This window comes from Shinella zoogloeoides, assembly GCF_030733845.1.
Lineage (GTDB): Bacteria > Pseudomonadota > Alphaproteobacteria > Rhizobiales > Rhizobiaceae > Shinella > Shinella zoogloeoides_C.
Map to the genome: position 1 here is coordinate 718,883 of NZ_CP132311.1, position 23,834 is coordinate 742,716.

Annotated in this window: 28 protein-coding genes and 3 pseudogenes; 4 read left to right on the forward strand and 27 right to left on the reverse strand. The window is 66.3% G+C overall.

Going from position 1 to position 23,834, the window contains the following annotated elements; all coding sequences use genetic code 11:
* Positions 1-4: 4 nt before the first annotated feature.
* The 9 genes and pseudogenes from Q9316_RS04445 to Q9316_RS04485 all read right to left on the reverse strand — a co-directional run.
* Complete coding sequence (locus Q9316_RS04445) at positions 5-424, reverse strand: SRPBCC family protein (RefSeq protein ID WP_306034038.1); 420 nt, start codon at positions 422-424, stop codon at positions 5-7.
* A complete protein-coding gene (locus tag Q9316_RS04450; protein WP_306034039.1) occupies positions 421-744 on the reverse strand; it encodes an ArsR/SmtB family transcription factor in 324 nt (107 codons plus the stop codon). The genes Q9316_RS04445 and Q9316_RS04450 overlap by 4 nt, the downstream gene beginning before the upstream one ends.
* A 127-nt stretch (positions 745-871) precedes the next feature.
* Positions 872-1,795: a pirin family protein gene (locus Q9316_RS04455; RefSeq protein WP_306034040.1), complete on the reverse strand. Its 924-nt coding sequence runs from the start codon at positions 1,793-1,795 to the stop codon at positions 872-874.
* A 90-nt stretch (positions 1,796-1,885) separates the two neighbouring features.
* Positions 1,886-2,242, reverse strand: a complete 357-nt coding sequence (locus Q9316_RS04460; protein ID WP_306034041.1) for a HepT-like ribonuclease domain-containing protein — start codon at positions 2,240-2,242, stop codon at positions 1,886-1,888.
* Positions 2,232-2,540, reverse strand: a complete 309-nt coding sequence (locus Q9316_RS04465; RefSeq protein WP_306034042.1) for a nucleotidyltransferase family protein — start codon at positions 2,538-2,540, stop codon at positions 2,232-2,234. Before Q9316_RS04465 ends, Q9316_RS04460 begins: the two co-directional genes overlap by 11 nt.
* 24 nt (positions 2,541-2,564) lie before the next feature.
* On the reverse strand, positions 2,565-2,816 hold the full coding sequence (locus Q9316_RS04470; protein ID WP_306034043.1) for an exodeoxyribonuclease VII small subunit: 252 nt from the start codon (positions 2,814-2,816) through the stop codon (positions 2,565-2,567).
* A 2-nt stretch (positions 2,817-2,818) separates the two neighbouring features.
* Positions 2,819-3,745 (reverse strand): histone deacetylase family protein, encoded by a 927-nt coding sequence (locus tag Q9316_RS04475; RefSeq protein ID WP_306034044.1) that lies wholly within the window; start codon positions 3,743-3,745, stop codon positions 2,819-2,821.
* A gap of 69 nt (positions 3,746-3,814) precedes the next feature.
* Entirely contained in the window at positions 3,815-4,582 is a 768-nt protein-coding gene (locus tag Q9316_RS04480; protein WP_306035205.1) for a zinc-binding dehydrogenase, read from the reverse strand.
* A 150-nt stretch (positions 4,583-4,732) separates the two neighbouring features.
* Positions 4,733-4,954 (reverse strand): annotated as a pseudogene (locus tag Q9316_RS04485) (alcohol dehydrogenase catalytic domain-containing protein); the annotation flags it as partial.
* An 81-nt stretch (positions 4,955-5,035) separates the two neighbouring features.
* Between Q9316_RS04485 and Q9316_RS04490 the strand changes: the two are divergent.
* Positions 5,036-5,377, forward strand: a complete 342-nt coding sequence (locus Q9316_RS04490) for an acyl-CoA thioesterase (protein WP_371877989.1) — start codon at positions 5,036-5,038, stop codon at positions 5,375-5,377.
* Here the strand turns inward: Q9316_RS04490 and Q9316_RS04495 are convergent.
* The 6 genes from Q9316_RS04495 to Q9316_RS04520 are packed head-to-tail and all read right to left on the reverse strand — an operon-like array spanning position 5,363 to position 10,305.
* Complete coding sequence (locus Q9316_RS04495; RefSeq protein WP_306034046.1) at positions 5,363-5,761, reverse strand: GFA family protein; 399 nt, start codon at positions 5,759-5,761, stop codon at positions 5,363-5,365. The genes Q9316_RS04490 and Q9316_RS04495 overlap by 15 nt on opposite strands.
* Before the next feature lie 10 nt (positions 5,762-5,771).
* A complete protein-coding gene (locus Q9316_RS04500) occupies positions 5,772-6,953 on the reverse strand; it encodes a thiolase family protein (protein WP_306034047.1) in 1,182 nt (393 codons plus the stop codon).
* A complete protein-coding gene (locus Q9316_RS04505; protein ID WP_306034048.1) occupies positions 6,931-8,421 on the reverse strand; it encodes a class I adenylate-forming enzyme family protein in 1,491 nt (496 codons plus the stop codon). The genes Q9316_RS04500 and Q9316_RS04505 overlap by 23 nt, the downstream gene beginning before the upstream one ends.
* Before the next feature lie 4 nt (positions 8,422-8,425).
* Positions 8,426-8,989 (reverse strand): biotin transporter BioY, encoded by a 564-nt coding sequence (locus tag Q9316_RS04510; RefSeq protein ID WP_306034049.1) that lies wholly within the window; start codon positions 8,987-8,989, stop codon positions 8,426-8,428.
* A gap of 36 nt (positions 8,990-9,025) precedes the next feature.
* Positions 9,026-9,631 (reverse strand): energy-coupling factor transporter transmembrane component T family protein, encoded by a 606-nt coding sequence (locus tag Q9316_RS04515; protein ID WP_306034050.1) that lies wholly within the window; start codon positions 9,629-9,631, stop codon positions 9,026-9,028.
* A complete protein-coding gene (locus Q9316_RS04520) occupies positions 9,625-10,305 on the reverse strand; it encodes an energy-coupling factor ABC transporter ATP-binding protein (protein WP_306034051.1) in 681 nt (226 codons plus the stop codon). The genes Q9316_RS04515 and Q9316_RS04520 overlap by 7 nt, the downstream gene beginning before the upstream one ends.
* 167 nt (positions 10,306-10,472) lie before the next feature.
* Here Q9316_RS04520 and Q9316_RS04525 point away from each other — a divergent pair, with 167 nt between their 5' ends.
* On the forward strand, positions 10,473-11,669 hold the full coding sequence (locus Q9316_RS04525) for a winged helix-turn-helix domain-containing protein (RefSeq protein WP_306034052.1): 1,197 nt from the start codon (positions 10,473-10,475) through the stop codon (positions 11,667-11,669).
* Positions 11,670-11,891: 222 nt separating this feature from the next.
* Here Q9316_RS04525 and ribB read toward each other — a convergent pair whose 3' ends face one another.
* From ribB to Q9316_RS04540, 4 genes and pseudogenes are all read right to left on the reverse strand, one after another.
* The gene (gene ribB / locus Q9316_RS04530) at positions 11,892-12,992 is read right to left on the reverse strand and encodes a 3,4-dihydroxy-2-butanone-4-phosphate synthase (RefSeq protein WP_306034053.1); all 1,101 of its coding nucleotides are present in this window, start codon (positions 12,990-12,992) and stop codon (positions 11,892-11,894) included.
* A gap of 25 nt (positions 12,993-13,017) precedes the next feature.
* The gene (aroC, locus tag Q9316_RS04535; protein ID WP_306034054.1) at positions 13,018-14,115 is read right to left on the reverse strand and encodes a chorismate synthase; all 1,098 of its coding nucleotides are present in this window, start codon (positions 14,113-14,115) and stop codon (positions 13,018-13,020) included.
* A gap of 110 nt (positions 14,116-14,225) precedes the next feature.
* Positions 14,226-14,397 (reverse strand): annotated as a pseudogene (locus tag Q9316_RS25650) (bifunctional diaminohydroxyphosphoribosylaminopyrimidine deaminase/5-amino-6-(5-phosphoribosylamino)uracil reductase RibD); the annotation flags it as partial.
* A 15-nt stretch (positions 14,398-14,412) separates the two neighbouring features.
* Complete coding sequence (locus Q9316_RS04540; protein WP_306034055.1) at positions 14,413-17,541, reverse strand: bifunctional diguanylate cyclase/phosphodiesterase; 3,129 nt, start codon at positions 17,539-17,541, stop codon at positions 14,413-14,415.
* Between the two features lie 284 nt (positions 17,542-17,825).
* On the opposite strand from Q9316_RS04540, the gene Q9316_RS04545 reads away from it, so the two are divergent.
* Positions 17,826-18,086 carry a DUF1344 domain-containing protein gene (locus tag Q9316_RS04545; RefSeq protein WP_306035206.1) on the forward strand — a complete coding sequence of 87 codons (261 nt, stop codon included), beginning with the start codon at positions 17,826-17,828 and terminating at the stop codon, positions 18,084-18,086.
* Between the two features lie 11 nt (positions 18,087-18,097).
* On the opposite strand, the pseudogene Q9316_RS25820 reads toward Q9316_RS04545, so the two are convergent.
* The 5 genes and pseudogenes from Q9316_RS25820 to Q9316_RS04565 form a co-directional block, all read right to left on the reverse strand.
* Positions 18,098-18,266 (reverse strand): annotated as a pseudogene (locus Q9316_RS25820) (bifunctional diaminohydroxyphosphoribosylaminopyrimidine deaminase/5-amino-6-(5-phosphoribosylamino)uracil reductase RibD); the annotation flags it as partial.
* A 22-nt stretch (positions 18,267-18,288) separates the two neighbouring features.
* Entirely contained in the window at positions 18,289-18,870 is a 582-nt protein-coding gene (locus Q9316_RS04550) for a histidine phosphatase family protein (protein ID WP_306034056.1), read from the reverse strand.
* Positions 18,871-18,886: 16 nt separating this feature from the next.
* The gene (gene fabI / locus Q9316_RS04555) at positions 18,887-19,705 is read right to left on the reverse strand and encodes an enoyl-ACP reductase FabI (protein WP_306034057.1); all 819 of its coding nucleotides are present in this window, start codon (positions 19,703-19,705) and stop codon (positions 18,887-18,889) included.
* A 188-nt stretch (positions 19,706-19,893) separates the two neighbouring features.
* Complete coding sequence (locus Q9316_RS04560; RefSeq protein ID WP_306034058.1) at positions 19,894-20,937, reverse strand: DnaJ C-terminal domain-containing protein; 1,044 nt, start codon at positions 20,935-20,937, stop codon at positions 19,894-19,896.
* Positions 20,938-21,039: 102 nt separating this feature from the next.
* Positions 21,040-21,492: an RT0821/Lpp0805 family surface protein gene (locus Q9316_RS04565; protein WP_306034059.1), complete on the reverse strand. Its 453-nt coding sequence runs from the start codon at positions 21,490-21,492 to the stop codon at positions 21,040-21,042.
* A gap of 45 nt (positions 21,493-21,537) precedes the next feature.
* On the opposite strand from Q9316_RS04565, the gene pdxH reads away from it, so the two are divergent.
* Positions 21,538-22,158, forward strand: a complete 621-nt coding sequence (gene pdxH / locus Q9316_RS04570; RefSeq protein ID WP_306034060.1) for a pyridoxamine 5'-phosphate oxidase — start codon at positions 21,538-21,540, stop codon at positions 22,156-22,158.
* 6 nt (positions 22,159-22,164) lie between these two features.
* On the opposite strand, the gene Q9316_RS04575 is transcribed toward pdxH, so the two are convergent.
* The 3 genes from Q9316_RS04575 to Q9316_RS04585 are packed head-to-tail and all read right to left on the reverse strand — an operon-like array spanning position 22,165 to position 23,750.
* On the reverse strand, positions 22,165-22,434 hold the full coding sequence (locus tag Q9316_RS04575) for a type II toxin-antitoxin system RelE family toxin (protein ID WP_306034061.1): 270 nt from the start codon (positions 22,432-22,434) through the stop codon (positions 22,165-22,167).
* Positions 22,418-22,642, reverse strand: coding sequence for a type II toxin-antitoxin system RelB family antitoxin (relB, locus tag Q9316_RS04580; protein ID WP_306034062.1), 225 nt, complete (start codon positions 22,640-22,642; stop codon positions 22,418-22,420). Before relB ends, Q9316_RS04575 begins: the two co-directional genes overlap by 17 nt.
* Before the next feature lie 52 nt (positions 22,643-22,694).
* The gene (locus Q9316_RS04585; protein WP_306035207.1) at positions 22,695-23,750 is read right to left on the reverse strand and encodes a polysaccharide deacetylase family protein; all 1,056 of its coding nucleotides are present in this window, start codon (positions 23,748-23,750) and stop codon (positions 22,695-22,697) included.
* Positions 23,751-23,834: the final 84 nt, after the last annotated feature.

Sequence of the window (23,834 nt, forward strand, 5' to 3'; positions counted from 1 at the left end):
CTCCCTATTCCATTCCCGCCAGAACCCGCTCAAGGTTGGTGAAATGCTCCTCCCAACCATAGCGCGCGCCGCCGAAGGCCTGCTTCTGCTCCGGCCGGAAGCCGGTCTGCTCCATGCGCAGGACGGTTCCCGAGGCGGTCGGCGTGAGCGTGAAGCATACCACGCTCCTCAGGTCGAAAGCTGGGTCGTCGTGAACGTGGTTCCAGGTATAGGTCAGGGCTTTTCCCGGCTCGACCGTCAGGACGTCGCATTCGACGCTGCCCCAGTCTCCGGTCAGCGTGAACTTGTGGCCGACATGCGGCGCAAAATCGTTGCGCATCAGCCATTCGGCGATGAGATGCGGCTGCGTCAGCGCGCGCCAGAGCTTTTCGGGCGGATGCGCGATCTCGCGCTCGACCACGACCGTGCGTGTCTGCGTGTTCATTGGTCCATTCTCCTGAGCAAATTTTCGAGATCATCGAACCGCGCCTCCCAGAACCGGGCCATCTGGCCGGTCCAGTCGACCAGCGGCGCGAGCGCGCCAAGTTGCGCGCTGTAATGCGTCTGGCGGCCCTCATGGCGGTCGCGCACGAGGCCGGCCTGCTTGAGCAGGCCGAGATGTTTCGAGACGACCGGCTGGGAGACGCCGGCCTGCGCCGTCAGCGCCCCGACCGTCTTTTCGCCCTCGCGGCAAAGCCGCTCGAAGAGCGCCCGGCGGGTCGGGTCCGCCAGGGTGCGGAAGAGGATGTCGTGCGGCTCGGTCAAAATCCATACCTCAATGGCTATGGATTTTCATATAGCTGAATGGCTATGAATGTGTCAAGCCTCCACACAAGGCCGCTATCGGCATCGAATAGAGGGCGGCGATATTAAATATCCAGCCGTCTATGCGTTAGCCTGCCGGCAGCGGCACGAACTCCTCCTCGTCGCCGGGAACGATGTCGAAACGGCCGGTGCGCCACTCCTCCTTCGCCTGCTCGATGCGCTCCTTGGAGGAGGAGACGAAGTTCCACCAGATATAGCGTTTCGAGCCGAGCGCCGCGCCACCGAATAGCATGATGTGACAGCCCTCCGGCCCCGCCTTCAGCGTGATGGCGTCGCCGGCGCGGAAGACGAGCAGCCGGTCGGCCTCGAACACGTCACCGGCGACGTCGAGCGTGCCGGACAGCACATAGACCGCGCGCTCCTCCCAGTCCGCCGCGAGCGGCGCAGAGGCGCCGGGGGCCAGCGTCAGGTCCGTGTAGAGCGTGTCCGTCGGCACGCTGACAGGCGAGGCATGGCCCTCATAGGTGCCGATGATCGTGCGCCCTGTGATGCCGTCGGCGGAGAAGGCGGGAAGCTCGGCCTTCGTGGTGTGGGAGAAGACCGGGGCCATCTCCTCGTGGCTGTCGGGCAGCGCCAGCCAGGTCTGCAGCCCGGAGATGGATTGCGGCTTGCCGCGCAGGTTCTCCGGCGAGCGCTCCGAATGCACGATGCCGCGCCCCGCCGTCATGAGGTTGATGTCGCCGGGCGCGATCACCATTTCGGTGCCGAGGCTGTCGCGATGCTTGATCTCTCCATCGAACAGATAGGTGACGGTGGACAGCCCGATATGCGGATGCGGCTTGACGTCGATCGCCTCGCCGGCCCTCAACAGCGCCGGGCCCATGCGGTCGAAGAAGATGAAGGGACCGACCAGCCGGCGCTTGGCCGTGGGCAGCGCCCGCCGCACCTCCAGCCCGCCGATATCGCTGGTGCGCGGGATGATCAGATGCTCCAGCGCATCGCACGCCGCCGCATCCCCGGCCTCGGGGTCCTTTCCCGGAAAAAAGCTCATCGCGCCCTCCTGTCGTTGGTTCGTGAGGGCATGCTAGCGGGCGGGGGAGGACGTGGATAGGCTCGCGGGCGTTGACGGTGTGTTGCGCTTCTATGTTCCATCGTCGGGCAGATGGGCCGCTGCGTCCCGAACGTCGGCAAGAAGCTTGGGAAGCTGTTCGTGTATGATCATCCAGACGATTTCCGCATCGAGATGATCGTAGGCATGGCGAATAACGTTGCCGAGGTCCCGAATCTGGCGCCACGGGTGTTGTGGCAGCATCGTCTCGGCGGTCTTGTCGAGCTTTACGGCGGCTTCTGAGATTCTGGCCAGACAGCGCTCGACGGCGTCCCGGGTGCGCCGATCCTGCTCGAACGATACGCGGTCCATACCCGCTGTGTAGTGAAGAATGCTGTCGGCATTCTCGGCTATATCCAGAAAGCGAATCTTGGGCCGGCTAGAAGGCAACAACACGCTCCTGTTCGACGTTTCGCCGAAGCTGTTCCTTCTGGATCGGCTCGGGCAAAACATCGACTCCCCGCCCAGTCAGGTTCTCGATCAGCCCCTTGAGGTCGGCAAGTGCGCCGAAATAGCCGAAGCCCGATTGCCGGACCGGTTCGGAAAGCTTGACGAGGACGTCGATGTCCGACTCGTCTGTATGGTCGCCGCGCGCCGCGGACCCGAACAGGGAAACATGCTCCGCCCCCGCCGCCTCGAGTTCGGCGCGGTGCTCCAGCAGCTTCGCGATGATCTCTTCCTTCGTCATGGCCTCATTCTACCATGGCGGGTATCAGCCGTCGAGCGGCTCGGTGCCCTGCGGCTTGCCGGCGCGGTCGAGGCGGATCTTCTCGATGCGGTTCTCGGCGGCCGACAGCAGCGTCTCGCAGTGCTTCTTCAGCGCCTCGCCGCGCTCGTAGATCTCGATGGAGCGGTCGAGCGGCACGTCGCCGCGCTCCAGCGCCGCGACGATCTTTTCCAGTTCTTCCACGGCCTGCTCGAAGGAGAGGGCGGAAACATCGGGGGCGGGGGCGGGGTTGTTCATGGTCAGCCTCTCATCAGGCGGTAGATATGGGTGGCGGCGGATTCGGCGAGGCCCTGCAGGTCGTAGCCGCCTTCCAGCAGGCTGACCACCCGGTTGTTCGCCGATTTTTCGGAAAGTTCCATCAGCTTGGCCGTCGCCCAGTCGAAATCGTCGGCGACGAGGTTGATCTGGGCCAGCGGATCGCGGTGGTGGGCGTCGAAGCCGGCGGAGATGATGATCAGGTCCGGCTCGAAATCGGCGACGCGCGGCAGCACGCGCGACCTGAACGCCTCGCGGAACTGGTCGCTGCCGTCGTTCATCGACAGCGGCGCGTTGACGATGTTGCCCGCGCCCGTCTCGTCCTTCGCGCCGGTGCCGGGATAGAGCGGCATCTGGTGCGTCGAGCAGAACAGCACGGACGGATCGTCGAAGAAGATGTCCTGCGTGCCGTTGCCATGGTGCACGTCCCAGTCGACGATGGCGACGCGCTCGGCGCCGTGGACCTTCTGTGCATGGCGGGCGGCAATGGCGGCATTGTTGAAGAAGCAGAAGCCCATCGCCTTCGTGCGCTCGGCATGGTGGCCGGGCGGGCGGGCGGCGACGAAGGCATTGTCCGCCTTGCCGGCGAAGACGGCGTCCACGGCCGCGACCGCCCCGCCGATGCCGGTCAGCGCGGCCTGGAGGCTGGCGGGGCTGGCATAGGTGTCCGCCTCCACCTGGTCGATGCCCTCTTCGGGCATTGCGGACATCACGGCGGTGAGGTGACGCTCCGGATGGGCGAGCAGCACGAAATCCTCGTTCGCCTGCGGCGCCTTCTCGCGCACCAGCGGTAAGAAGCGCTCGTGCTCCAGCGCGAGGTTCAGCGCCCGGATGCGGTCCGACCGCTCCGGGTGGCCCTCCGGCGTATGGTGCTCGAGGAAGATCGGGTTCTCGAAGAGAAACGTCGTCATGGCCGGAAGCTACCCATTGCGGTTGGTAAGGTCCACGGGAAATGGGCCATGTCCACGCCTTTTCAACCGTCACGGCGCGATGAGCAGTTTTCCGGTGCGGGTCGGGTCATCCTGGCGGGCAAGCGCCGCGGGAAGGTCTGGGAGCGCAAAGACGGCGTCGACGGGCGAGCCGAGGACGCCGGTGCGGATGCCGGCGAAGCTGCGTGCGAAGGCGGCTTCGATGGCGCCGCGCGGGGCCGAATGCACCCAGTTGCGCAGCCAAAGGAAGGAGAAGGCGACGTCCTCGCGGCGGCGCGCAACCAGCATCGGATCGAGCTGCGCGCCGGAGAGCGCGCCGTACTGGATGAAGGCGCCGCCGGCGCGGACCTGCCGGAACAGCGCATTGCCCGGCTCCCCGCCGACCGCATCGAGCACGGCGTCGAGCGGCGGGCAGGACTGGACGGCGATCTCGCCGGAAAAGCGCCCGGCCAGCCGCGCTGCCGTCGCTTCGCTGCGCACCAGCGCCACCGGGCGGAAACCTTCCTCCGTCAGAAGCACCAGCAGCATCTTGCCGATGGCGGAGGCCGCGGCGGTGACGCCCACCTGCTGCCCGCGCCCTCCGCCGAAATGGGCCTCCACGGCATCGACCAGCCGAAAGGCCGTCAGAGGGTTGACATAGGCCATGGCGGCCTGATCGTCGGAGAGGTCGTACGGCACGGGAAAGCACCATTCCGCCGGGCGCACGAGATATTCCTGCCATAGCCCGCTCGCCCCAATGGGAAGCACGCGCTGGCCGATGGAAAGTCCTGTCTTGGGGCCTTGAGGATTTGGCTCACCCCCCTCTGTCCTGCCGGACATCTCCCCCTCAGGGGGGGAGATTGGCAAGTGGTGAGAGCCTTGCTCAACCTGCGCCGTTGAGGATGGGTGCGACATTGCCCCAGCCGATCTCCCCCCCTGAGGGGGAGATGTCCGGCAGGACAGAGGGGGGCGAACCCCACAGACGCCCGCGCCCATCCGCACGATCTCCCCCACGCCCTCGAAGCCGGGCACGAAGGGTAGGGGGGTGCGGCTGCGGTAGGCGCCGGTGACGGGGATGAGGTCGGAGGGGTTAATCGCCGCGCGCCGGATGCGGATCTCCACCTCGCCGGGGGCCGGGGCGGTGCGCTCCACCTCTTCGAGGCCGATCACTTGCCGGGGATCGCCGAACGCTCTAACAACGGCACGAAGCATGGTTTTATCCCGGGACAAGACGTGGAACAGGCGGCAGACATCACGGTCAGCGAGGTCCGGATACCGTTCCGCGATATAGACATGCACGGCCATATGCACAATGCCGCCTATTACGCGCATGCCGAGGCGGCCGTCGCCCATCTTTGGCGCCACCGGCCCGAGGGCGCGAACGATCCCGTCTATTTCGTGCGCAAGTCCGGCTGCACCTTCCATCACGGCCTCCGGCTCGACGATGTCGCCCGCTTCAAGGTCTCGCTCACCCGCATCGGCGCGACCTCGCTCAGCTTCGCGGTGGCGATTTCGTCGGAAGGCGCGCCGGCCGCCGATCTGGAGATCGTCTGGGTCGCCGTCGATCCGGCGAGCCGCCAGCCCGTCAACGTGCCGCAGCCCGTGCGCGACTGGCTGAAATCATTCCTCGCCTGACGGCGCCGTCTCGACCCGCAGCCAGCCCGGCCGGCAATCCTCGAAGGAATGGTATTGCGGCGCCAGATCGGGATCGGACGGCTCGTCGAAACCGCCGATGAGCAGGGCCACGACCGGCTCGTCGTCGACAGCACCGATGGAACTGCCGCAGGCGGGGCAGAAGGCGCGGCTGGAATAGTCCGAGGAGCGCCAGGTGGATGGTTTTCCGCCCGCGCCGGTCCATTGCAGGCGCTCGGTGGGAAACTCCACCCAGGCGGCCGCCGGCGCGCCGGTATGCTGCTGGCAGAATCGGCAGGAGCAGGTATGCGGCTTTTCCGCCGGCCCCGTCGCTTCGAAGCGGATGGTGCCGCACAGGCAGCCGCCGGAATAGGTCTTCTCGCTCATTTCTCTCCCCTCACATTTTCCGAAACAGGGTCGCAATGCCCATGCCGCCGCCGATGCCCATCATGGCGAGCGCCTCGGTCCCGTCGCCCGCCGCCCGCATCTGCGCGAAGAGCCGTGTGACGAGGATCGCGCCCGACGCGCCGTAGGGATGGCCGAGCGCCAGCGCGCCGCCGTCGCGGTTGACGACGGCGGGATCGACGTTCAATGCGTCAAGGCTTGCGAGCACCTGCGAGGCGAAGGCCTCGTTGAATTCGATGAAGGGGATGTTGCTGGCGTCGAGACCGGGATTGCGCGCGGCAAGCCTACGCATGGCCGGGACGGGACCGAGGCCGAGCAGGTTCGGATCGACGCCCGCCACGGCGCTGTCCACCACTTCCAGCAAGACGGGAAGGCCGAGGTTCCTCGCCTCGGCGAGCGACGTCACCAGCACGACCGAGGCGCCGTCATTGACTGGGCAGGCATTGCCCGCCGTCACGGTGCCGTCCGGCCGGAAGGCGGGTTTCAGCGCGGCCAGCTTTTCCAGCGAGGTGTTTTCGCGCGGGCATTCGTCGCGGGAGATGGTGCCGGCTGATGTTTCGACCGGCACGATCTCGTCGTCGAACCTGCCGGCCCGTTGCGCCGCCACGGCGCGCCGGTGGCTTTCGAGCGCGAAGGCGTCCTGCCGTTCCCGGCCGATGCCGGCATGGGCGGCGACGTTCTCGGCGGCGATCCCCATGTCCGGGTCGCCGACGGCATCGGGCGCCATGCGGGCGCGGCGCACCGGATCGGGCGCGCCGCCGGGCTCTGGCGGCGGGCGAAAGCGCAGATGCGCGCGGCTGGTGCTCTCGGTGCCGCCGGCAAGATAGAAGCGGCCCGCGCCGGCCTGGACCAGCCGGGCCGCAAGCGCGATCGCCTCCAGCCCCGAGCCGCATTGCCGGTCCACCGTCATGCCGGGAACGGAAACGGGCAGGCTCGCCTCCAGCGCGGCAAGGCGCGCGAGGTTGCCGGCGCTGTTGGCGGCATTGCCGAGGATCACGTCGTCCACGGCTTCCGGCGGCAGTCCCGTTTCGGCGAGGATGTGGCGGATGAGCGGTGCGGCAAGCCTCGCCGGCTCGACGGACGCGAGCGATCCGTTGATGCGGCCGATCGGCGTGCGGAACGCTGCCGCGACGACCGGAACGCGCGTGGGATCAGACGAGCCGTTCGAGTGCATCGCTTCCCTCCGCCACCCATTGCCGCACGGTTCTCGCCTCGACCTTGCCGGAGGGCGTTACCGGCATTTTCAGGCAGAGCCAGATGCGGCGCGGCTGCTTGTAGCGTGGCAGCACCGCCGCCATCGCCGTGGCGAGCGCCGCCGCGGTCGGGTCGCTTCCGGCCATGGGCTCAATCACGGCGACAAGCTCGCTGCCGAGGTCGGCATGTTCTACGCCGAAGACATGGGCGGCGCGAATGCCGGCAAGGCCGAGCAGGGCCGCCTCGACCTCGGACGGATAGATGTTGTTGCCGCCGGAAAGCACCATGCCGCCGGAGCGGCCGAGCAGGTGCAGCGTGCCGTCCGCATCGAGGAAGCCGAGGTCGCCCACCGTCGCAAGGGCGCCGAAACGGACGAGCCCCGCGCAGTCGCCCGCGCCGAGATAGCCGGAGGAGATGAGCGGGCTTTCGACGAAGACGGTTCCGGTTTCGCCCGCCGGCAGTACCTTGCCGGCTTCATCGAGAACGACGGGCCGCACGCCGGGAAATGCCTTGCCGACGGCGGTGGACGAGGCGGCATCGCCTGGTGCCGTGACGGTGATGAAGCCGAGTTCGGATGCGCCGTAATATTCGCGCAGCGCCGCCTTCGGGAAGTTCTTCATGCAGAGCGCATGATCGGCGGCCGTCAGCTTGGCGCCGGCCACGGTGACGGCTTCGACGCTTTCGACCGGCGTGCCTTCGCACAGCCGCCGCAGCATCGTCGGCACCAGCACCAGCCGGCGAACGGCCTCGGCCCGGATCGTCTCCAGCCCCTCCGTCGCATCGAAATGCCGGGCCGAGTGGAACGTGCCGCCGGCGAGCAGCGTCTCCGTCATCGCATAGAGCGCAAGGCCATGGGCGAGGGGGCCGGGCGCGTAGGTGCTGGTGGCGGCGTTGATGCCGAAGAAGGGCGCGCCGGTGGCAAGGCTGATGCGCCAGGAGCGGCGGTCGCGGATGATCGGCTTGGGGTCGGCCGTGGTGCCGGAGGTGAAGACGATCAGGAACGGCGCGTCGTCGCTGCCTTCCGGTAACGGTGCATGGAGGCAGGCATCGACTTCCGTGACGATCAGGGCCGCGCCGCTGTGCGGATTGCGCAGATGGAGACCATCGCCCGCGACGGTGACGACGATATCGGGGTCGAGCGTCTCGATGAGCCGCTGCCGGACGGCTTCCGGCAGGTGCGGATCGATCAGCGCCGCGCAATTGTTACCCGCCGTGGCGGCGACGAAGGCGGCGGGAAAGAGCGCGTGGTTGCCGGTGGCGACGGCGACGAGGCGGTTTTCCGGGCCGATGCTGCTTCGGCCTTCGGGTGCCAGGGTCGCCAGGCCGGCAAAAACCTGCCGGGCCGTGGCCGCGAGGCCCGCGTAGGAAAGAACCCGGTCCTCCAGATGGAAGGCCGGGTCCGTAGGACGGGTGGCGGCGTGCCGTTCGATGGCGCCGGAAAGCGGCATCGGCTCAGGCGCGCTGCGGCAGCAGCGGATAGCCGGCGAGCACGGCGCGGCCCGCGAGCATGGCGACGAAGGCCTTGATGAGGTCGCCGGGCAGGAAGACCAGCGAGGCGACGGCGGTCTCGAAGAAGGCCTTGCCGCTCATATAGGCGAGCCACGGAACGCCGAAGAGATAGACGACGGCGACGCCGCCGACGATGGAGGCCGCGAGGAAGGCGAGGAACTGGGTGAGTTCGTTCTGGTCTTCCTTGACGAGGCGTTCGGCGATCAGGCCGCAGACGAAGGCGCCGACAACCCAGCCGACGATATAGCCGGCGCTCGGGCCGACGAGGACGCCAAGGCCGCCGCGCCCGCCCGACAGGACCGGCAGGCCGATTGCCACGAGAAGCACCAGGAGCAGCATAGAGGCCGCGCCGCGCCGCGCGCCGATGATGCAGCCGGCCAGCATGGGGCCGAGCGACTGCGCGGTGATCGGCACGGGGATGAAGCCGAAGGTGATCGGCGGCAGCAGGCCAAGCACCACCATGATGGCGGTGAAGAGGGCGATGAGGACGATGTCTCTGGTGGTCATGTCAGGTTCCCTGGATGGACAAGGCTGGGTGGATGGTTAGTGCCGCCGAAAGCCGCGGGCGTCAATCGCCATGGCGATCGTATCCGCATCCTTCAGCGTGAGAATGATCAACGGCACGAGCGTCGTCAGCGGCCGGACGGGCAGGCCGCGCGCCCGGTGCGCGTCGGCTATGTCCTGATAGCGCGCGAAGATTTCCGGCACGAATCGGATGACGAGGCCGACCGCCAGGCTGACATCCGCCGCCCGCACGAAGCCGAAGCGCTCGAGCGGCGTGAGCAGCCGGGTGATCTCGTCCATGAAGGCCGAGATGCCGGTCGTCGCGGTGACGGCGGCGGCGAGCAGGACGAGCGCGGACAGGCGGCAGAAGACGACGACGGCTTCGTGCAGCGAATGGAAGAGATAGTTCGCGCCTGCGAGGATGAGCACCGTGAACAGAACGAGGCGCGTGCGTCGAAGCGCGTTTCCAAGGCCGATGCCGGTCGAAAGGTAGAGCGCGGCGCAAAGAGCCAGGGCGGGCACGAGGAGGCGCAGGTCGGAAACGAGGAAAAGCCCGATCGCGGCGACAAAGAGCAGAACCAGCTTGCCGCGCACCGGCAGGCGGTGAAGTGGCGAATCGCCCTCGATGTCGAGCCCGTTCAGCACGCGGCGATCTCCCGGTAGGCGCGGATCGCCTCTGCCGGCGAAGCGTCGGCGGCAAGCCGTCCCTCGTGGAAGACCAGCACGCGGTCGAAGCCGTCGAGCAGCGCAAGGTCATGCGTGATCACCAGCACCTGTTCCGGCAGGGCCGCGATGGTGCGCTCGATCAGCGCTCGGTTCTTGAGGTCGAGCTGGTTGGTCGGCTCGTCGAGGATCAAAAGGTCAGGGCCGGTAACGAGCACGCTGGCGATCGCCCCAAGCTGCGTCTCGCCGCCGGAAAGCTCGTGCACGCGCCGCCGCGCGAGATGCGAAATGTTGAAGCGCGAGAGGATCGCCTCCGTCTTCTCGGCGATCTCCGCCTTGCCGAGCCCGCGGTTCTTCAGGCCGAAGGCGATGTCCTCGGCAAGGATGGGCAGGATCATCTGGTGCTGCGGGTTCTGGAAGATGAAGCCGGTCCTGCCGCGCGCCGCCTCGGCATCCTCAACCGTATCGAGCCCGCTGACCGTCACCGTGCCCTCGGTCGGCTTGACGAGGCCGTTGATCAGCCGCGCCATGGTCGTCTTGCCGGAACCGTTGAGGCCGACGACGCCGATGCGCCGCTCGACGAGCGTCAGGGTCAGCGGATGGAGCGCCGCGCGTGCGCCATAGCGCACCGTGGCGGCGGTAAAGACGATATCCAAGAGCGGAATCCCGGTTCGCAGAAAATCGGGGGGAGCTATAACACGGCAAGACGCAAAGGAAACCGCAGGATGGTTGCATTCGCGCGGCGCGGGCGAGCGAGCCCGACGGGACAGGGCCGCTGCATAAAGCGCTAGAACAAACCGGGAATATGTGCCTATCATCCGGCATGACGATTCTCCTTTCCAATGCCGAGGCCCGGCGCATCTTCCTCGCCCGCCAGGGCCTCAGCGCCCCGCCGGGCCGCCTGCTCGGCAAGGAGGGGCTGCTGCAGCTCATCCAGGACATCGGCTTCGTGCAGGTGGACAGCATCGCCACCGTCGAGCGGGCGCATCACCAGATCCTTTTCTCGCGCAACCAGACCTACCGGCGCGAGCATCTGGCGGAGCTGCTGGAAAAGGACGGCGAGCTCTTCGAGCACTGGACGCATGACGCCTCCATCATTCCGAGCGAATTCTTCCGCTACTGGAAGCATCGGTTTCGCCGCAAGGAGGCGTCCATCCTGGAGCGCTGGCGCAAATGGCAGGGCGAGGGCTTCGACAGGGCGTTCGAGGAAACCTACGAGCGCATTGCCGCCGGCGGGCCGGTTCTCTCACGCGACCTGAAGGTGGACGACCACAAGTCGGGCGGCTGGTGGAACTGGCATCCGAACAAGACGGCGCTGGAATATCTCTGGCACACCGGCAAGCTGGCCATCGCCCGGCGGGAGAACTTCCAGAAGGTCTACGATCTCTCCGAGCGCGTGCTGCCGCCGCACCACCATGCGCCGGATGTGGAGCACGATGCCTTCGTCGACTGGGCCTGCCGCAGCGCCTTGGAGCGGCTTGGTTTTGCCACCCACGGCGAGATCGCCGCCTTCTGGGCGCTTATCTCGCCGGAGGAGGCGAAGGCCTGGGTCGAGGCGCATCGCGACGAGCTGCGCCCCGTTTCCATCGAGACGGCCGACGGCGGCAAGCCGCGGGGTGCCTACGCCTTTGCCGATTTTCCGGCGGGTCTCGGCGACATACCGGAGCCTCCGGCGCGTCTGCGCGTGCTGTCGCCCTTCGATCCGCTGATTCGCGACCGCAATCGCACGGAACGGCTCTTCGGCTATTTCTACCGCATCGAGGTCTTCGTGCCGGAGCCGAAGCGGCAATACGGCTACTATGTCTTCCCGCTGCTCGAAGGCGACCGCCTCGTCGGCCGCATCGACATGAAGGCCGACCGCAAGGCCGGCACGCTCGACGTCAAGCGCCTCTGGTGGGAGCCGAAGGTCCGCGTCTCGTCAGGGCGGTTGGAGAAGCTGGAGGCGGAGCTGGCGCGCCTTGCGAAATTCACGGGGGTGGAAGGGGTGCGCTATCTCGACGGCTGGCGCGGGGAGGTGTAGCCCGGCCGGAGTGGGAGTGGGCGACTGTGGCCGCCGTGACCAGGAAGACCCCCTCTGCCTGTCGGCATCTCCCCCACAAGGGGGGAGAAAGCTTGAGGCTTGCTCTCCGGTTGATTTTTCATCGCCGAGGGTGCGGCCGGTTAAGTCCCTCCCCCTTGTGGGGAGGGGTTGGGGAGGGGCCTTTTGCCTCTGTAGCGCAGTTGCTTCGGTAGCGACCCCGGGTCAGCAGAGGTCCGTCGCGCTGATCGCGATGCCGAAGCCTTCGAGGCCGACATAGTGGCGCTCGCGCGAGGCCATCAGGCGGATCGAGGTGATGCCGAGGTCCTTCAGGATCTGCGCGCCGAGGCCGATTTCCAGCCATTCGCTTTCGCGCGCCTGCGCCTCGTCATGGCCTTCGCGGTCGTGCATGCCCTTGCGGGCGGTCGAGGACTGGCCGACGCCGACCGAACCCTCGCGCAGGTAGACGATGACGCCGCGGCCCTGCTCGGCGATGCGCTTCATGATGCTATCGATCTGCCGGCTCGCGCCGAAGACGTCGCCGCCGACATTTTCGAGATGCAGGCGCACGGGAATGTCGACGCCGTCGCGGATGTCGCCGAAGACCACGGCAAGATGCTGCATCGGATCCCAGGGCAGCGTGTAGGTATAGGCCTTCGCCTTGCCGTAGAGGGTTTTGAGGTCGAAGCTGTCGACCTGCTCGATCAGCGTTTCCTTGCGCTGGCGGTAGGCGATGAGATCGGCGACGGAGAGCTGCCTGAGGCCGTGCTGTTCGGCGAAATCCGCCACCTGCGGCCCGCGCATCACGGTGCCGTCGTCGTTGACGAGTTCGCTGATCACGCCGATCAGCGGCAGGCTGGCGAGGCGGCAGAGATCGACGGCCGCTTCCGTATGGCCGGAGCGCATCAGCACGCCGCCCTCGCGGGCGACCAGCGGAAAGATGTGGCCGGGGCGCACGAAGTCCGCCGGGCCGACATTGGGATTGGCGAGGTTGCGCACGGTCAAGGTGCGGTCGTCGGCGGAAATGCCCGTCGTCGTGCCGTGCTTGAAATCGACGGAGACGGTGAAGGCAGTGGTGTGCGCCGAGTCGTTCTCCGCCACCATGGCGTTGAGGTTGAGGCGCTTGGCCTCTTCGCGCGGCATAGGCGTGCAGACGATGCCGGAGGTGTGGCGCACGATGAAGGCCATCTTTTCCGGCGTGCAATGCACGGCGGCGACGATCAGGTCGCCCTCGTTCTCGCGGCCGTCGTCATCGGTCACGACGACGATCTCGCCGGCCTCGAAGGCGCGGATGGCATCGACGACACGCTTCTGGTCGTAGCTCATGGCAGGCTCCTGTTTCAGGCGGCGGTTATTTCAGGCGGCCGGTCTGGCCGCGGTCGCGAAGATAATGATCTGCAATGGCGCAGGCGACCATGGCCTCGCCGATCGGCACGGCGCGGATGCCCACGCACGGATCGTGCCGGCCCTTGGTGCGCACGTCGACATTGTTGCCGTCGGCATCGATCGAGCGGCGCTCGGTGAGGATCGAGGAGGTCGGCTTGATGGCGAAGCGGGCGACGACTGGCTGGCCGGTGGAAATGCCGCCCAGGATGCCGCCGGCATGGTTGGACAGGAAGATCGGGTTGCCGTCGTTGCCCATGCGCATCTCGTCGGCATTGTCCTCGCCGGTGAGCTCGGCGGCGCCGAAACCTTCGCCGATCTCGACGCCCTTGACGGCGTTGATCGACATCAGCAGCGAGGCGATGTCCTGGTCGAGCTTGCCGTAGATCGGCGCGCCGATGCCGGCCGGCACGCCCTCGGCGACGACCTCGACGACCGCGCCGACCGAGGAACCGGCCTTGCGGATGCTGTCGAGATACTCTTCCCAGACGGGCACGATGGCGGGGTCGGGCGCGAAGAACGGGTTGTCGTTCACCGTACCCCAGTCCCAGTTGTTGCGGTCGATCCTGTGCTTGCCGATCTGCACCAGCGCGGCGCGCACGGTCAGCCCCGGCACCACCTTGCGGGCAAGGCCGCCGGCGGCGACGCGCGCGGCGGTCTCGCGGGCGGAGGAGCGGCCGCCGCCGCGATAGTCGCGGATGCCGTATTTCACGTCATAGGCATAGTCGGCATGGCCGGGGCGGTAGCGCCGCGCGATCTCGCCATAGTCCTTGGAACGCTGGTCGGTGTTCTCGATCAGCATGGAGACCGGCGTGCCGGTGGTGATCATCGTCTCGCCGTCGTCGTCGAGCATCACGCCGGACAGCACCTTGACGAGGTCGTCCTCGCGGCGCTGCGTCACGAAGCGCGACTGGCCGGGCTTGCGCTTGTCGAGCCAGGCCTGGATTTCGGCGAGCGTGAAGCGAATGCCGGGCGGGCAGCCGTCCACCACGCAGCCGAGCGCCGGCCCATGGCTTTCGCCCCAGGTGGTGACGCGGAAAAGGTGACCGAAGGTGTTGTGCGACATGAGCGGACCCGGACCCGAAAGAAACTGTGCCCTCTCTTAGTGGAAAAGGCGGGGGCGGGACAAGGGTTTCGCGACACGAGGATGGTCTCCAGTGCTGTTCTTTTCGGTGTCCGATGTCGTGGCTCACCCCCCTCTGCCCTGCCGGGCATCTCCCCCTCAAGGGGGGAGATTGGATGGAGCGAGGTCGCGACCATCGTGGACGCTGCAATTTGAGCGAGGTTCCCGCCTCTTGCCGATCTCCCCCCTTGAGGGGGAGATGCCCGGCAGGGCAGAGGGGGGTATGAAACCCGCCAATCTTTATGAAGCCAGCGCCCAGCGCATCTCGCTGCCGAAGGCCAGGAAGGCCTCGCGGGAGAGGGGCTTGGCGAAGGCGTAGCCCTGCAACAGGTCGCAGCCGAGCAGGCCGAGCATTTCGGCATGCTCCATCGTCTCCACGCCTTCCGCGACGATCTCGATGCCGAGCGAGCGGCCGATCTCGATGATAGAGCGCACCAGAGCCTGCTCGTTGTGCGAGGAAAGGATGGGCGCGACGAGCTGGCGGTCGATCTTCAGCCGCTTGGGCTTCAGTTTCAGCAGGCTGACGATGGAGGTATGGCCGGTGCCGAAATCGTCGATTTCGATGTCGATGCCGAGCGCCTTGATCCGCTCGATATTGGAGAGCACCACGTCGTCGCTTTCGTCGAGGAAGATCGATTCCACCAGCTCGAAGGAAATCTGGCCGGGCTGGATCGAAAGTCCCGTCAGGCTCTCGACCAGGCTCTCGTCGCGCAGCCGCCGGGCCGACACGTTGACCGAGATCTTCGGCATGATGAGGCCCTGCGCCGCCCAGCGGGCGCAGTCGAGAAGTGCCTTTTCCAGCACGATCCGGTCGAGCGTCGCCATGACGTTGAGGTCTTCGGCGATCTTGAGGAAGCGGTCGGGGGTGAGCAGCCCGTCGCGCGGATGGTTCCAGCGGATGAGCGCCTCGGCCCCGGCGAGCTTCAGCGTGCCGGCATCGATCTGCGGCTGGTAGTAGGGCACGAATTCGTTGTTCTCGATGCCCGCCAGGATGTCGTCGGCGATGCGCTTGTTCGAGATGATCTCGGCCTGCAGCGCCTCGGTGAAGAATTCGTGCCGGCCCCGCCCGAGCGCCTTGGCGCGGTAGAGCGCGATGTCGGCGTTGACGAGCAGCTTTGCCGTGTCGACCGCGCGGCCTTCGGCAAGCGCGATGCCGATGCTGACGCCGAAGCGGCAGAGATGGCCTTCGTAATCGACCGGCTGCTGCATCAGGCCGATGATGCGGCGGGCGAGCGCGCTGAGATAGGCCTGGTCGGTCATGTCGCCGACCACCACCACGAATTCGTCGCCGCCGATGCGCGCCACGAGATCGCCCTTGCGCACGGAAGAGCGCAGCACCTGCGAGGCGTGCACCAGCAGCGCGTCGCCGGCGGCGTGGCCGAGCGTGTCGTTGATCTGCTTGAAGCGGTCGAGGTCGATGTGGAGGATGCCGACATGCACGTCCGCGCCCATGCTGCGCTCCGCGATGCCTGTCAGCTCGTCGTCGAGCTTGCGCCGGTTGCCGAGCCCGGTCAGCGGGTCGTGCAGCGCATTGTGCTCGATGCGGTCCTTGGCCTGTTCCAGCTCGATGTTCTTGGCGTCCGCCTGTTTCTTCGCCGCCTTGAGGTTCTCCTTGAGGATCACGTCCTCCGTCACGTCGAAGGCGATGCCGATCAGCTTGCGGCCGTCCGGGCCGTGATGGATCTTGCCGACGGAGCGCACATGGCGCACGGCCCCGCCAGGCAACAGGATCCGCGCCTCGTGCACATAGGGCAGGTCCTGCTCGATGCAGCGGTCGACATTCTCGATCATGGCGCCGCGGTCGTCCGGATGGATGACGCCGAGCCAGGCTTCGCGCGTGACGAGACCGTCGGTGTAGGTAAGGCCGTAGAGCTGGTGCATGCGGGCGTCCCACAGCGTCTGCTCCCGGTCGAGATCGGCCTCCCATAGGCCGCACTGGTAGGAATCGAGCGCGAGGTCGAGGCGCCGGGTGAGCTTGGCAAGCTCGGTGTTCTGGATTTCCGCATGCTCCTTGGCGCTCTGGAGCGCCTGGTTGAGCAGCACGTCCTCGGTGACGTCCCAGCTGATGCCGGTCAGCTTCTCCTCGCCGTTCGGCCCGACGAGGCGCGAACCGACATTGCGGATATAGTGCCAGCTGCCGTCGGGCATGAGGATGCGGTATTGCGACTTGTAGTCGTTGCCGCCGGCGCGGATGAGGTCCATTTCGCCCTTGGCGATGGCGACGTCGTCCGGATGGAGCACGGAGCGCCATTCCGCATCGTGCGGCGTCTCGTTCTCCGGGAAACCGTGCAGCCGGTGCATCTGCGCATCCCAGTTGCGCGCGCCGGTCGAAAGCTCGATTTCCCAGATGCCGATCTTGGAGGCATCGAGCGCGACGTCGAGGCGCTGCGAGAGAGACTGCACCTGCCGCTCGCGCGCCTTGATGCGGGCGATGTTGCGCTGGCGCTCGCCGACGAGACCGCCGGTCAGGAAGATCGGTACGATGATGACGAGGGCGGCGGCGATAATGCTCAGCCGGACCTGCGTGCGGTTTTCCGGCGGATGATGCCAGCCCTTCGACGGAATGGCGGCGAGCTCCCAGCGGCCGCCGGGAAAGTCGAGCACCTGCACCACCGGCTCGTTCTCGAAGACATCGGCATCGCCGAAGAACGGATCGACGATGTTGTCGGGCACGCTGACGTCGCGGATGGCAAGCTCGATATCGGGCTCGTGCTGCGGCATGCCGGGCCGGCGGTGGCGGGTCGGGTCGATCAGGCCGGCATCGGTGAACAGCTTGCGCTCGTCGATCAGCCCGTCGATGTAACCCCAGAAATAGTGCCGCGCCTCGACATTGGTGAAGACAGGCATGAAGAGATTGAAGCCGCGTCCGCCCCTGGCGAATTCGACCGGGCCGAACATCAGCGGCCGGCCGCGCGAGCGGTCGGCCTGGGCGGCGCGGCGGAAGGAGGGGAAGCGGTTGAAATCGGTGCCGAGATAATGCTCGCCCGCATCGGTCGGAAACGCCTGGGCGACCTTTGCGGCGGGGGCCACGCCTACGCGGCGGAAATGGGTGTTCTGCAGCATCAGCTTGCGGGCGAAGACATTGAATTGCAGCGTCGCCTGTTCCGGCGCCACGGCGAACATGTTGGCGACGCTGCGCAGCGCGACGACGTCGCTGTTGACCTCGCTCTGGAGCCGGGCGCTGACCAGCGCGAGGTCGCCCGCGACATGGCTTTGCAGTTCGTTGCGGTAGACGGCTTCGTTCTGCCGCTCGTAGAGGATGCTTGCCGTGAGGATGACGCAGCCGGCGATCGCCGCGGGAACGAGCGAGGGGCGTGCCCACTCGGCAAGCGACGCCAGATAGCGTTGGATGGCGTCGGTCAAAGGCAAGAAGAAAGTCCCCGGTTGTGGCGAAACCGTACGGGAGGCTCCCTTAAAATTGCATTTATAAGCAACTGAAATACTTGTACTTCCCCGCTCGTACCTTGCGCCCCGTCAAAGGGGAGGCGGATTTGTCCGACAATCCGGGGGATGACGCCGTGGGCCGCCTTGATTCGCCGTCCCTTTCCGGCCATCCATTCCATCTGGGGCATGGAACGGGCGAATTTCGCCATATTTGGGGGGCATCTGACGTGACCGGCAAAAAGACTGATTCATTTCCAGGGGTTCGTACGATGCGGTTGCTGATCGCTGCACTGATGGCTATGGCCGTTTTCCTTTCGCCGCTCGCCGCTTCCGCGGAAAGCGCCGACGTCGAGGCCGTGATCACCAATGTGGACACGACCAATCTCAGCCTGTCGCTCGACGACGGCAAGAAGTACCAGGCGCCGGAAGAATTCAATTTCGAGGGGCTGGAACCGGGCGTGAAGGTGCTGGTGTTCTACACCGAAGTCGACGGCAAGCGCGTCATCAACGATCTCGAAGTTCTTCAGTAAGGCGCGGGCGAGTTTGGCACACCCCCCTCTGCCCTGCCGGGCATCTCCCCCTCAAGGGGGGAGATCGGATGGGGCACCGCTTCGCCCATCTCAAACGCTGCTATTCGAGTTAGGTTCTTGCCTCCTGCCAATCTCCCCCCTTGAGGGGGAGATGCCCGGTAGGGCAGAGGGGGGTAAAGCCCCACGCTCCGCCTGGAGATATCTACAGCCAGTTCATCCCCGTCCCGTCGAGGCGCAGGATACGGTCCTGGTGGATCGGGGTGTTGGCCGCTTCTTCCTCATCCATGCCGTAAAGGCGGAAGGCCGCGCGGAAGACGCCGCCATGGCTGACGCAGACCGTGGGCCGCGTCACGTCGGCGAGGAAGGAACCGATGCGCCACGAGAGGATCTCGTAGCTTTCCGCCGCTTCGCCCGGCGGGATGAAGTTCCATTTGGCCCGTCCGCGTTCTTCCACCCGCTCCGGCGTGCTCTCCCGCAGTTCCGCGAGCGTATGGCCTTCCCAGTCGCCGAAGGAGAGTTCGACGAGGCGCGGATCGGTGCGGTAGGCGAGGGGAGGAAGGTCCATGGCGCGGCGCAGGATCTCCATCGTCTCGCGCGTGCGCCCGAGCGGACTTGCCACGAAGTCGAAGTCGGAAACCGTTTTGCCGAGAATGCCCTTGAGGGCGAGGCCGTTGCCGGCCGCCTGCTGGCGGCCGGTATCGTTGAGCGGGATGTCCTTCTGGCCTTGCAGCCTGCCTTCTGCATTCCACGCGGTCTGGCCGTGGCGGATCATGTAGATGAGCAAGGCAACGTCCCGGCGATTAGTCCTTGACGACGGAAATGTCCGGCGCGTCCACGGCCTTCATGCCGATGACATGGTAGCCGCTGTCGGCATGGTGCGTCTCGCCGGTCACCGAGCGCGACAGGTCCGACAGCAGGTAGAGGCCGACATCGCCAACTTCCTCGATGGTGACGGTGCGGCGCAGCGGCGCATTGTACTCGTTCCACTTGAGGATATAGCGGAAATCGCCGATGCCGGAGGCCGCGAGCGTCTTGATCGGGCCGGCCGAGATGGCGTTGACGCGGATGTTCTTCGGGCCGAGGTCGACTGCGAGGTACTTCACGCTCGCCTCGAGCGCGGCCTTGGCAACGCCCATGACGTTGTAGTTCGGCATGACCTTCTCTGCGCCGTAATAGGTCAGCGTCAGCATCGCGCCGCCGTCGGTCATCAGCTTTTCCGCCCGCCGCGCGACCGAGGTGAAGGAATAGACCGAGATCTGCATCGTCTTGGCGAAGTTGCCGGGCGTGGTGTCGACATAGCGGCCGGTCAGCTCGTCCTTGTCGGAAAAGCCGATGGCATGCACGATGAAGTCGATCTTGCCCCACATCTTCTCGATATTGTCGAAGACCGCGTCGATCGACGCCTCGTCGGAAACATCGCAGTCGCCGGCCAGCACCGCGCCGATTTCGGCGGCCAGCGGCTCGACGCGCTTCTTCAGCGCATCGCCCTGATAGGTGAAGGCGATTTCGCCGCCCTGCGCGTGGATTGCCTTGGCAATGCCCCAGGCGATGGAGCGGTTGTTGGCGACGCCCATGATGACGCCGCGCTTGCCCTTCATCAGACCAGATGCCTGAACCATGGTTTGCCCCCTGATAGCTAGAAGCAATTCCAGCAAAAAGCGCCAAGCGGCGGCGTGTTCGGAATTGCTTGAAATAAGTCGAAATTGCCTATGGCATAGGCGGCAATGCGGTTCAAGCGCGTGAGGGTTCAGGAACTGTTAGCATCCGTAACAATGGGTGCATCTTTCACGCAAGGGTCATAAATCGATTAAAGGTAAAGGCCTTCCCGCAGCGAGCGCATCAGGTCGATCATCTTGGCATCCGGCTTTTCCCACAGGAGCAGGCGGATTTCGGCGATGAGATCGCCGCGCTCACCGTTTTCCTTGGCAAGGCCTTCGCCTGCAATGCGGATCGCCTGGTCGGAACCGGACCAGGCCGGAACCGTGACGGTGAGCGGGCCGAGCGGCCCGTCGATCGTCGTCTCGCAGCCGAGCACGGCATTCTCGATGGTGACCGGCAGGTCGACCTTGAGGTCGAAGCCGTCGGTGCGGAAGCGGCCGGGGGCGACGCGCACGGTGATCACCGCGTCGCCGCGCCTCAGATTCTCGATGCGGTGGCCAGCCTCCTTGAGCCGGATCACCTGCCCGTCCGTCGTTCCCGCGCCGATCGGCACGCGGATCGTCTGTCCCTCGGGCGTCTCGATGCTCGGGCGCACGCGGTTGAGGATGTCCTCGACCGTGACGGTGACGTCGGCGACGAGGTCGGGCGCCTTGTCGACCTTGGCGCGGCTGCCGCGGATGCGGCGGATGATGGCGGAGATGAGCGCCGCGGCAGGCGCGCTGCCGCGCGCCGACGGGCCATCGTCGACGGCGGTCTCGTCGGCGGTTTTGCGGACGTCCTGCGCCTGCGCCGTGCCCGTCTGCGTCTGTGCCTGGGCCTGCGGGCGTGCCTGCTTCGCGTCGGCCGGCTGGCCGCGGGAATCGACGCCGAAGATGCGGGCGATCATGTCCTCGGCATCCTCGCTGGACATGCGCGGGGCCTCGGGCTTGGCCTTGCGTTCGGCCTGCTGGCGGCGCATCTGCTCCATGCGGCGCAGCTCTGCCTCGCGCTGCTGGCGGTCGTAGCGGCTGCGCTTGTCGGGATCGCGCAGGAGATCGTAGGCGCGGCCGGCCTCGGTGAAGCGGACGGTTGCCAGCGGGTCGTCGTGATTCTGGTCGGGATGCACGGCTTTCGCCAGCGAGCGCCAGGCGGCCTTGATTTCCTCCTGCCCGGCGCTCTTCTTGACGCCGAGGACCGAATAGGGATCACGCATAACTTCCACCCGTTTCCGTTTTACCGTTCATGGTAGCGACGAACGTCCTAACCGCCGGTTACGGGTCAGGGTTGAAAAAGTGCAAACATGCTCTGAATACGGTCAACCCTGGCGGTCGAAGGCGAGCAGCAGCCATTCGCCGGAGCTGCCCATGCAGGTGCGGCCGGTGAAGCTGGCGATGCCCTGGTAGGAATGTTTCGTCGTCACGAAATCGCGGCAGGTCCGGCCGGCCGTGTCGTGGTTCTCCGCGATGGAACTGATGACGCCGGCGCTGCCGGAGGCCGAATTCGCCCACGGAATGGGGTTCCCGCCGCTGCGCAGGATATCGGCCGAGGACACGGCGTTTCGCACGGTGATCTCGTCGGTCAGGCGTTCGGTATTGCCGTTCGACACGGTGCTGGTGCGCACCGTCTTGTCGACATTGCTGTCGGAAAACAGGTCGAGACCGCTCATGCAGCCGGAGAGAACCGCACCGGACATCATGACCGCGGCAACCCCCAGGCAGCGCGTCCAGTATTGCTTTGTCTCCGGTCGCGTCTTTGCTATGACTTTCACTCCAGACTGCCTCATACAGCTAGATAGATCGGCATTGAATCGAATATGAGCGAAAATGCGTTAACAAGCGGTGACTTCACCGAGGAAAACGAACCCTATGCCCTGTTCGCGACCTGGCTCGAAGAGGCCGGCAGGAGCGAGCCGAACGACGCGAACGCACTGGCGCTCGCCACCGTGGACGAGACGGGCCTGCCGAATGTGCGCATGGTGCTTTTGAAGGGTTTCGACGAGCGGGGCTTCGTCTTCTACACCAATTTCGAGAGCCGAAAGGGCGTGGAGATCCTCGGCGCCCGCAAGGCGGCGATGTGCTTTCATTGGAAATCGCTGCGCCGGCAGGTGCGCGTGCGCGGCGATATCGAGATCGTCACCGATGCCGAAGCCGACGAATATTACGCCTCCCGCCCGCGCGGCAGCCGCATCGGCGCCTGGGCTTCAAAACAGTCGCGCCCGCTCGAAGGCCGTTTCGCGCTGGAAAAGGCGGTCGCCGAATATACCGCACGCTACGCGATCGGCGAGATTCCCCGCCCGCCGCACTGGTCCGGCTTCCGCCTGAAACCCGTCTCCATCGAGTTCTGGCACGACCGCCCCTTCCGCCTGCACGACCGCGTCGAATTCCGCCGAACCGAAGACGGCCGGGGCTGGACGAAGGTGCGGATGTATCCGTGAAAGTGTTCAGCGGTAGACGGATTTGCGGTCGCCGATGCGAACCACGAAGATCGTGACGACGGAATCCTCTATCCGGGCGATGACGCGATAGTCGCCGACCCGGTATTTCCAGAATTCGCCGAGCTCCGATCCCTTCAACGCCTGGCCGACGACGCGGGGATTGTCGAGGGATGCGATGCGGTCGTGAAGGAAGCGCAGGATGCGGCGCGCCGCGACGGGGCCGACCTTGTCGAGTTCCTTCTCCGCTCCCAGATGGAGCTCAATTCTCCATGCCATGGGATTTCATCACGTCGCCGAGGGAACGCGTGCCCGCTTCCCCCTTCTGGAGTTCGCGGAATCTTTCCTCGGCGACCTGCAGGTCCAAAAGGTCGTCCAGATGCTCGACCAGGACGTCCTGGATGTAGTCGCTCTTGCTGCGCCCGGTCTTGCGGGCGACGTCGTCGAGGCGCTTTTCGATATCGGCGGGCAGTTGAAGGGCAAGCATCGGGTGATCTCCTAGGCGCCGATCATAGCATGACGAGCGCCGCCGCCAAAGCCTACCGTCGCAGCAGCCTGAACGGGATGCCCGAGGCGAGGGCGCCGACATATTTCGGCTTCTGGTAGAGGCCGTTCAGCGAGATGCGGGGGAGCGCGGTCGGCGCGTCGAAGGAGCGTGGCGAGAGCGTGCCGGGCTCCGTCGTCACCGCGACGCGGAAGCCGAGGTCCTTGGCAAGCCGGTGCTCGCGCGGCGAGACGGCGGCGCGGTCGCCATAGGGATAGGCGAAGGTCTCGGGGCGCTGGCCGGTGATCGCGGCGATGCGCTCGGCCGACTGGTCCATCTCGCGCCGCGCGTCCTCGTCGCCGAGCCGCGCCAGCGCGCGATGGCTCACCGTGTGGCCGCCGATCGAGGCGAGGGGGTTGAGCACGAGGCTCTTCAGCTCCGGTTCGCGCATGACGAGCCGTTCGGTGAGCATCAGCGGATCGATGCCATGGGCTTTGGCGGCCGCGTCCAGCCTTTCGATAGCCGCCGCCTCGTCCGTCTCGGACTGGATGAACCGCGCGAAGCGGCTATAGGCCGCCTGCTTCTGGAAGGGCGTGGCGAGGGGCAGGATGACCGGGCCGGAGCCGAAGTCGAATTCGAGATGCGGCGCGGCACGCAGCAGCTCGGTCAGCGTCTCCCACCAGATGCCATGGGTCTTCGAGGCGAAGCCGGGCGCGACGAATACCGTGAACGGCACCTTGTGCCGCGTGAAGACCGGCTGGGCATGCACCGCATTGTTGCGGTAGCCGTCGTCCAGCGTGAAGGCGGCGAAGCGCTCGCCGGCCCGCGCGATGGCTAGCCGCGCCGGCATGTCGCCGAGTGCCACGAACTGGTAGCCTTCCTCCTTCAGGTGCTCGATGGCCACGTCCAGGAAGTCCGGCGTGATCTCCAGATGGGCGTTCGGATCGAAGGCCTGCGGCACCTTGGGCCGCACATGATGCAGCGTGAAGATCGCGCCCATGCCGCGGGCCGAGGCCATCAGTCCGGCCCGTCCCGCCAGATGCGCGACCTCGAGCCCGCCCGTGATCACGGCGCGCTTCAGCCCCTGTCGCATGGTGCTGCGGATCGGCATGTCGTCTTCATCTTCCTTCACGGTGTCTTTCGGCCGTTATCGCACCCGGTCGGTATCCGAGTGGTTAACAACGGCTTTCCTGTG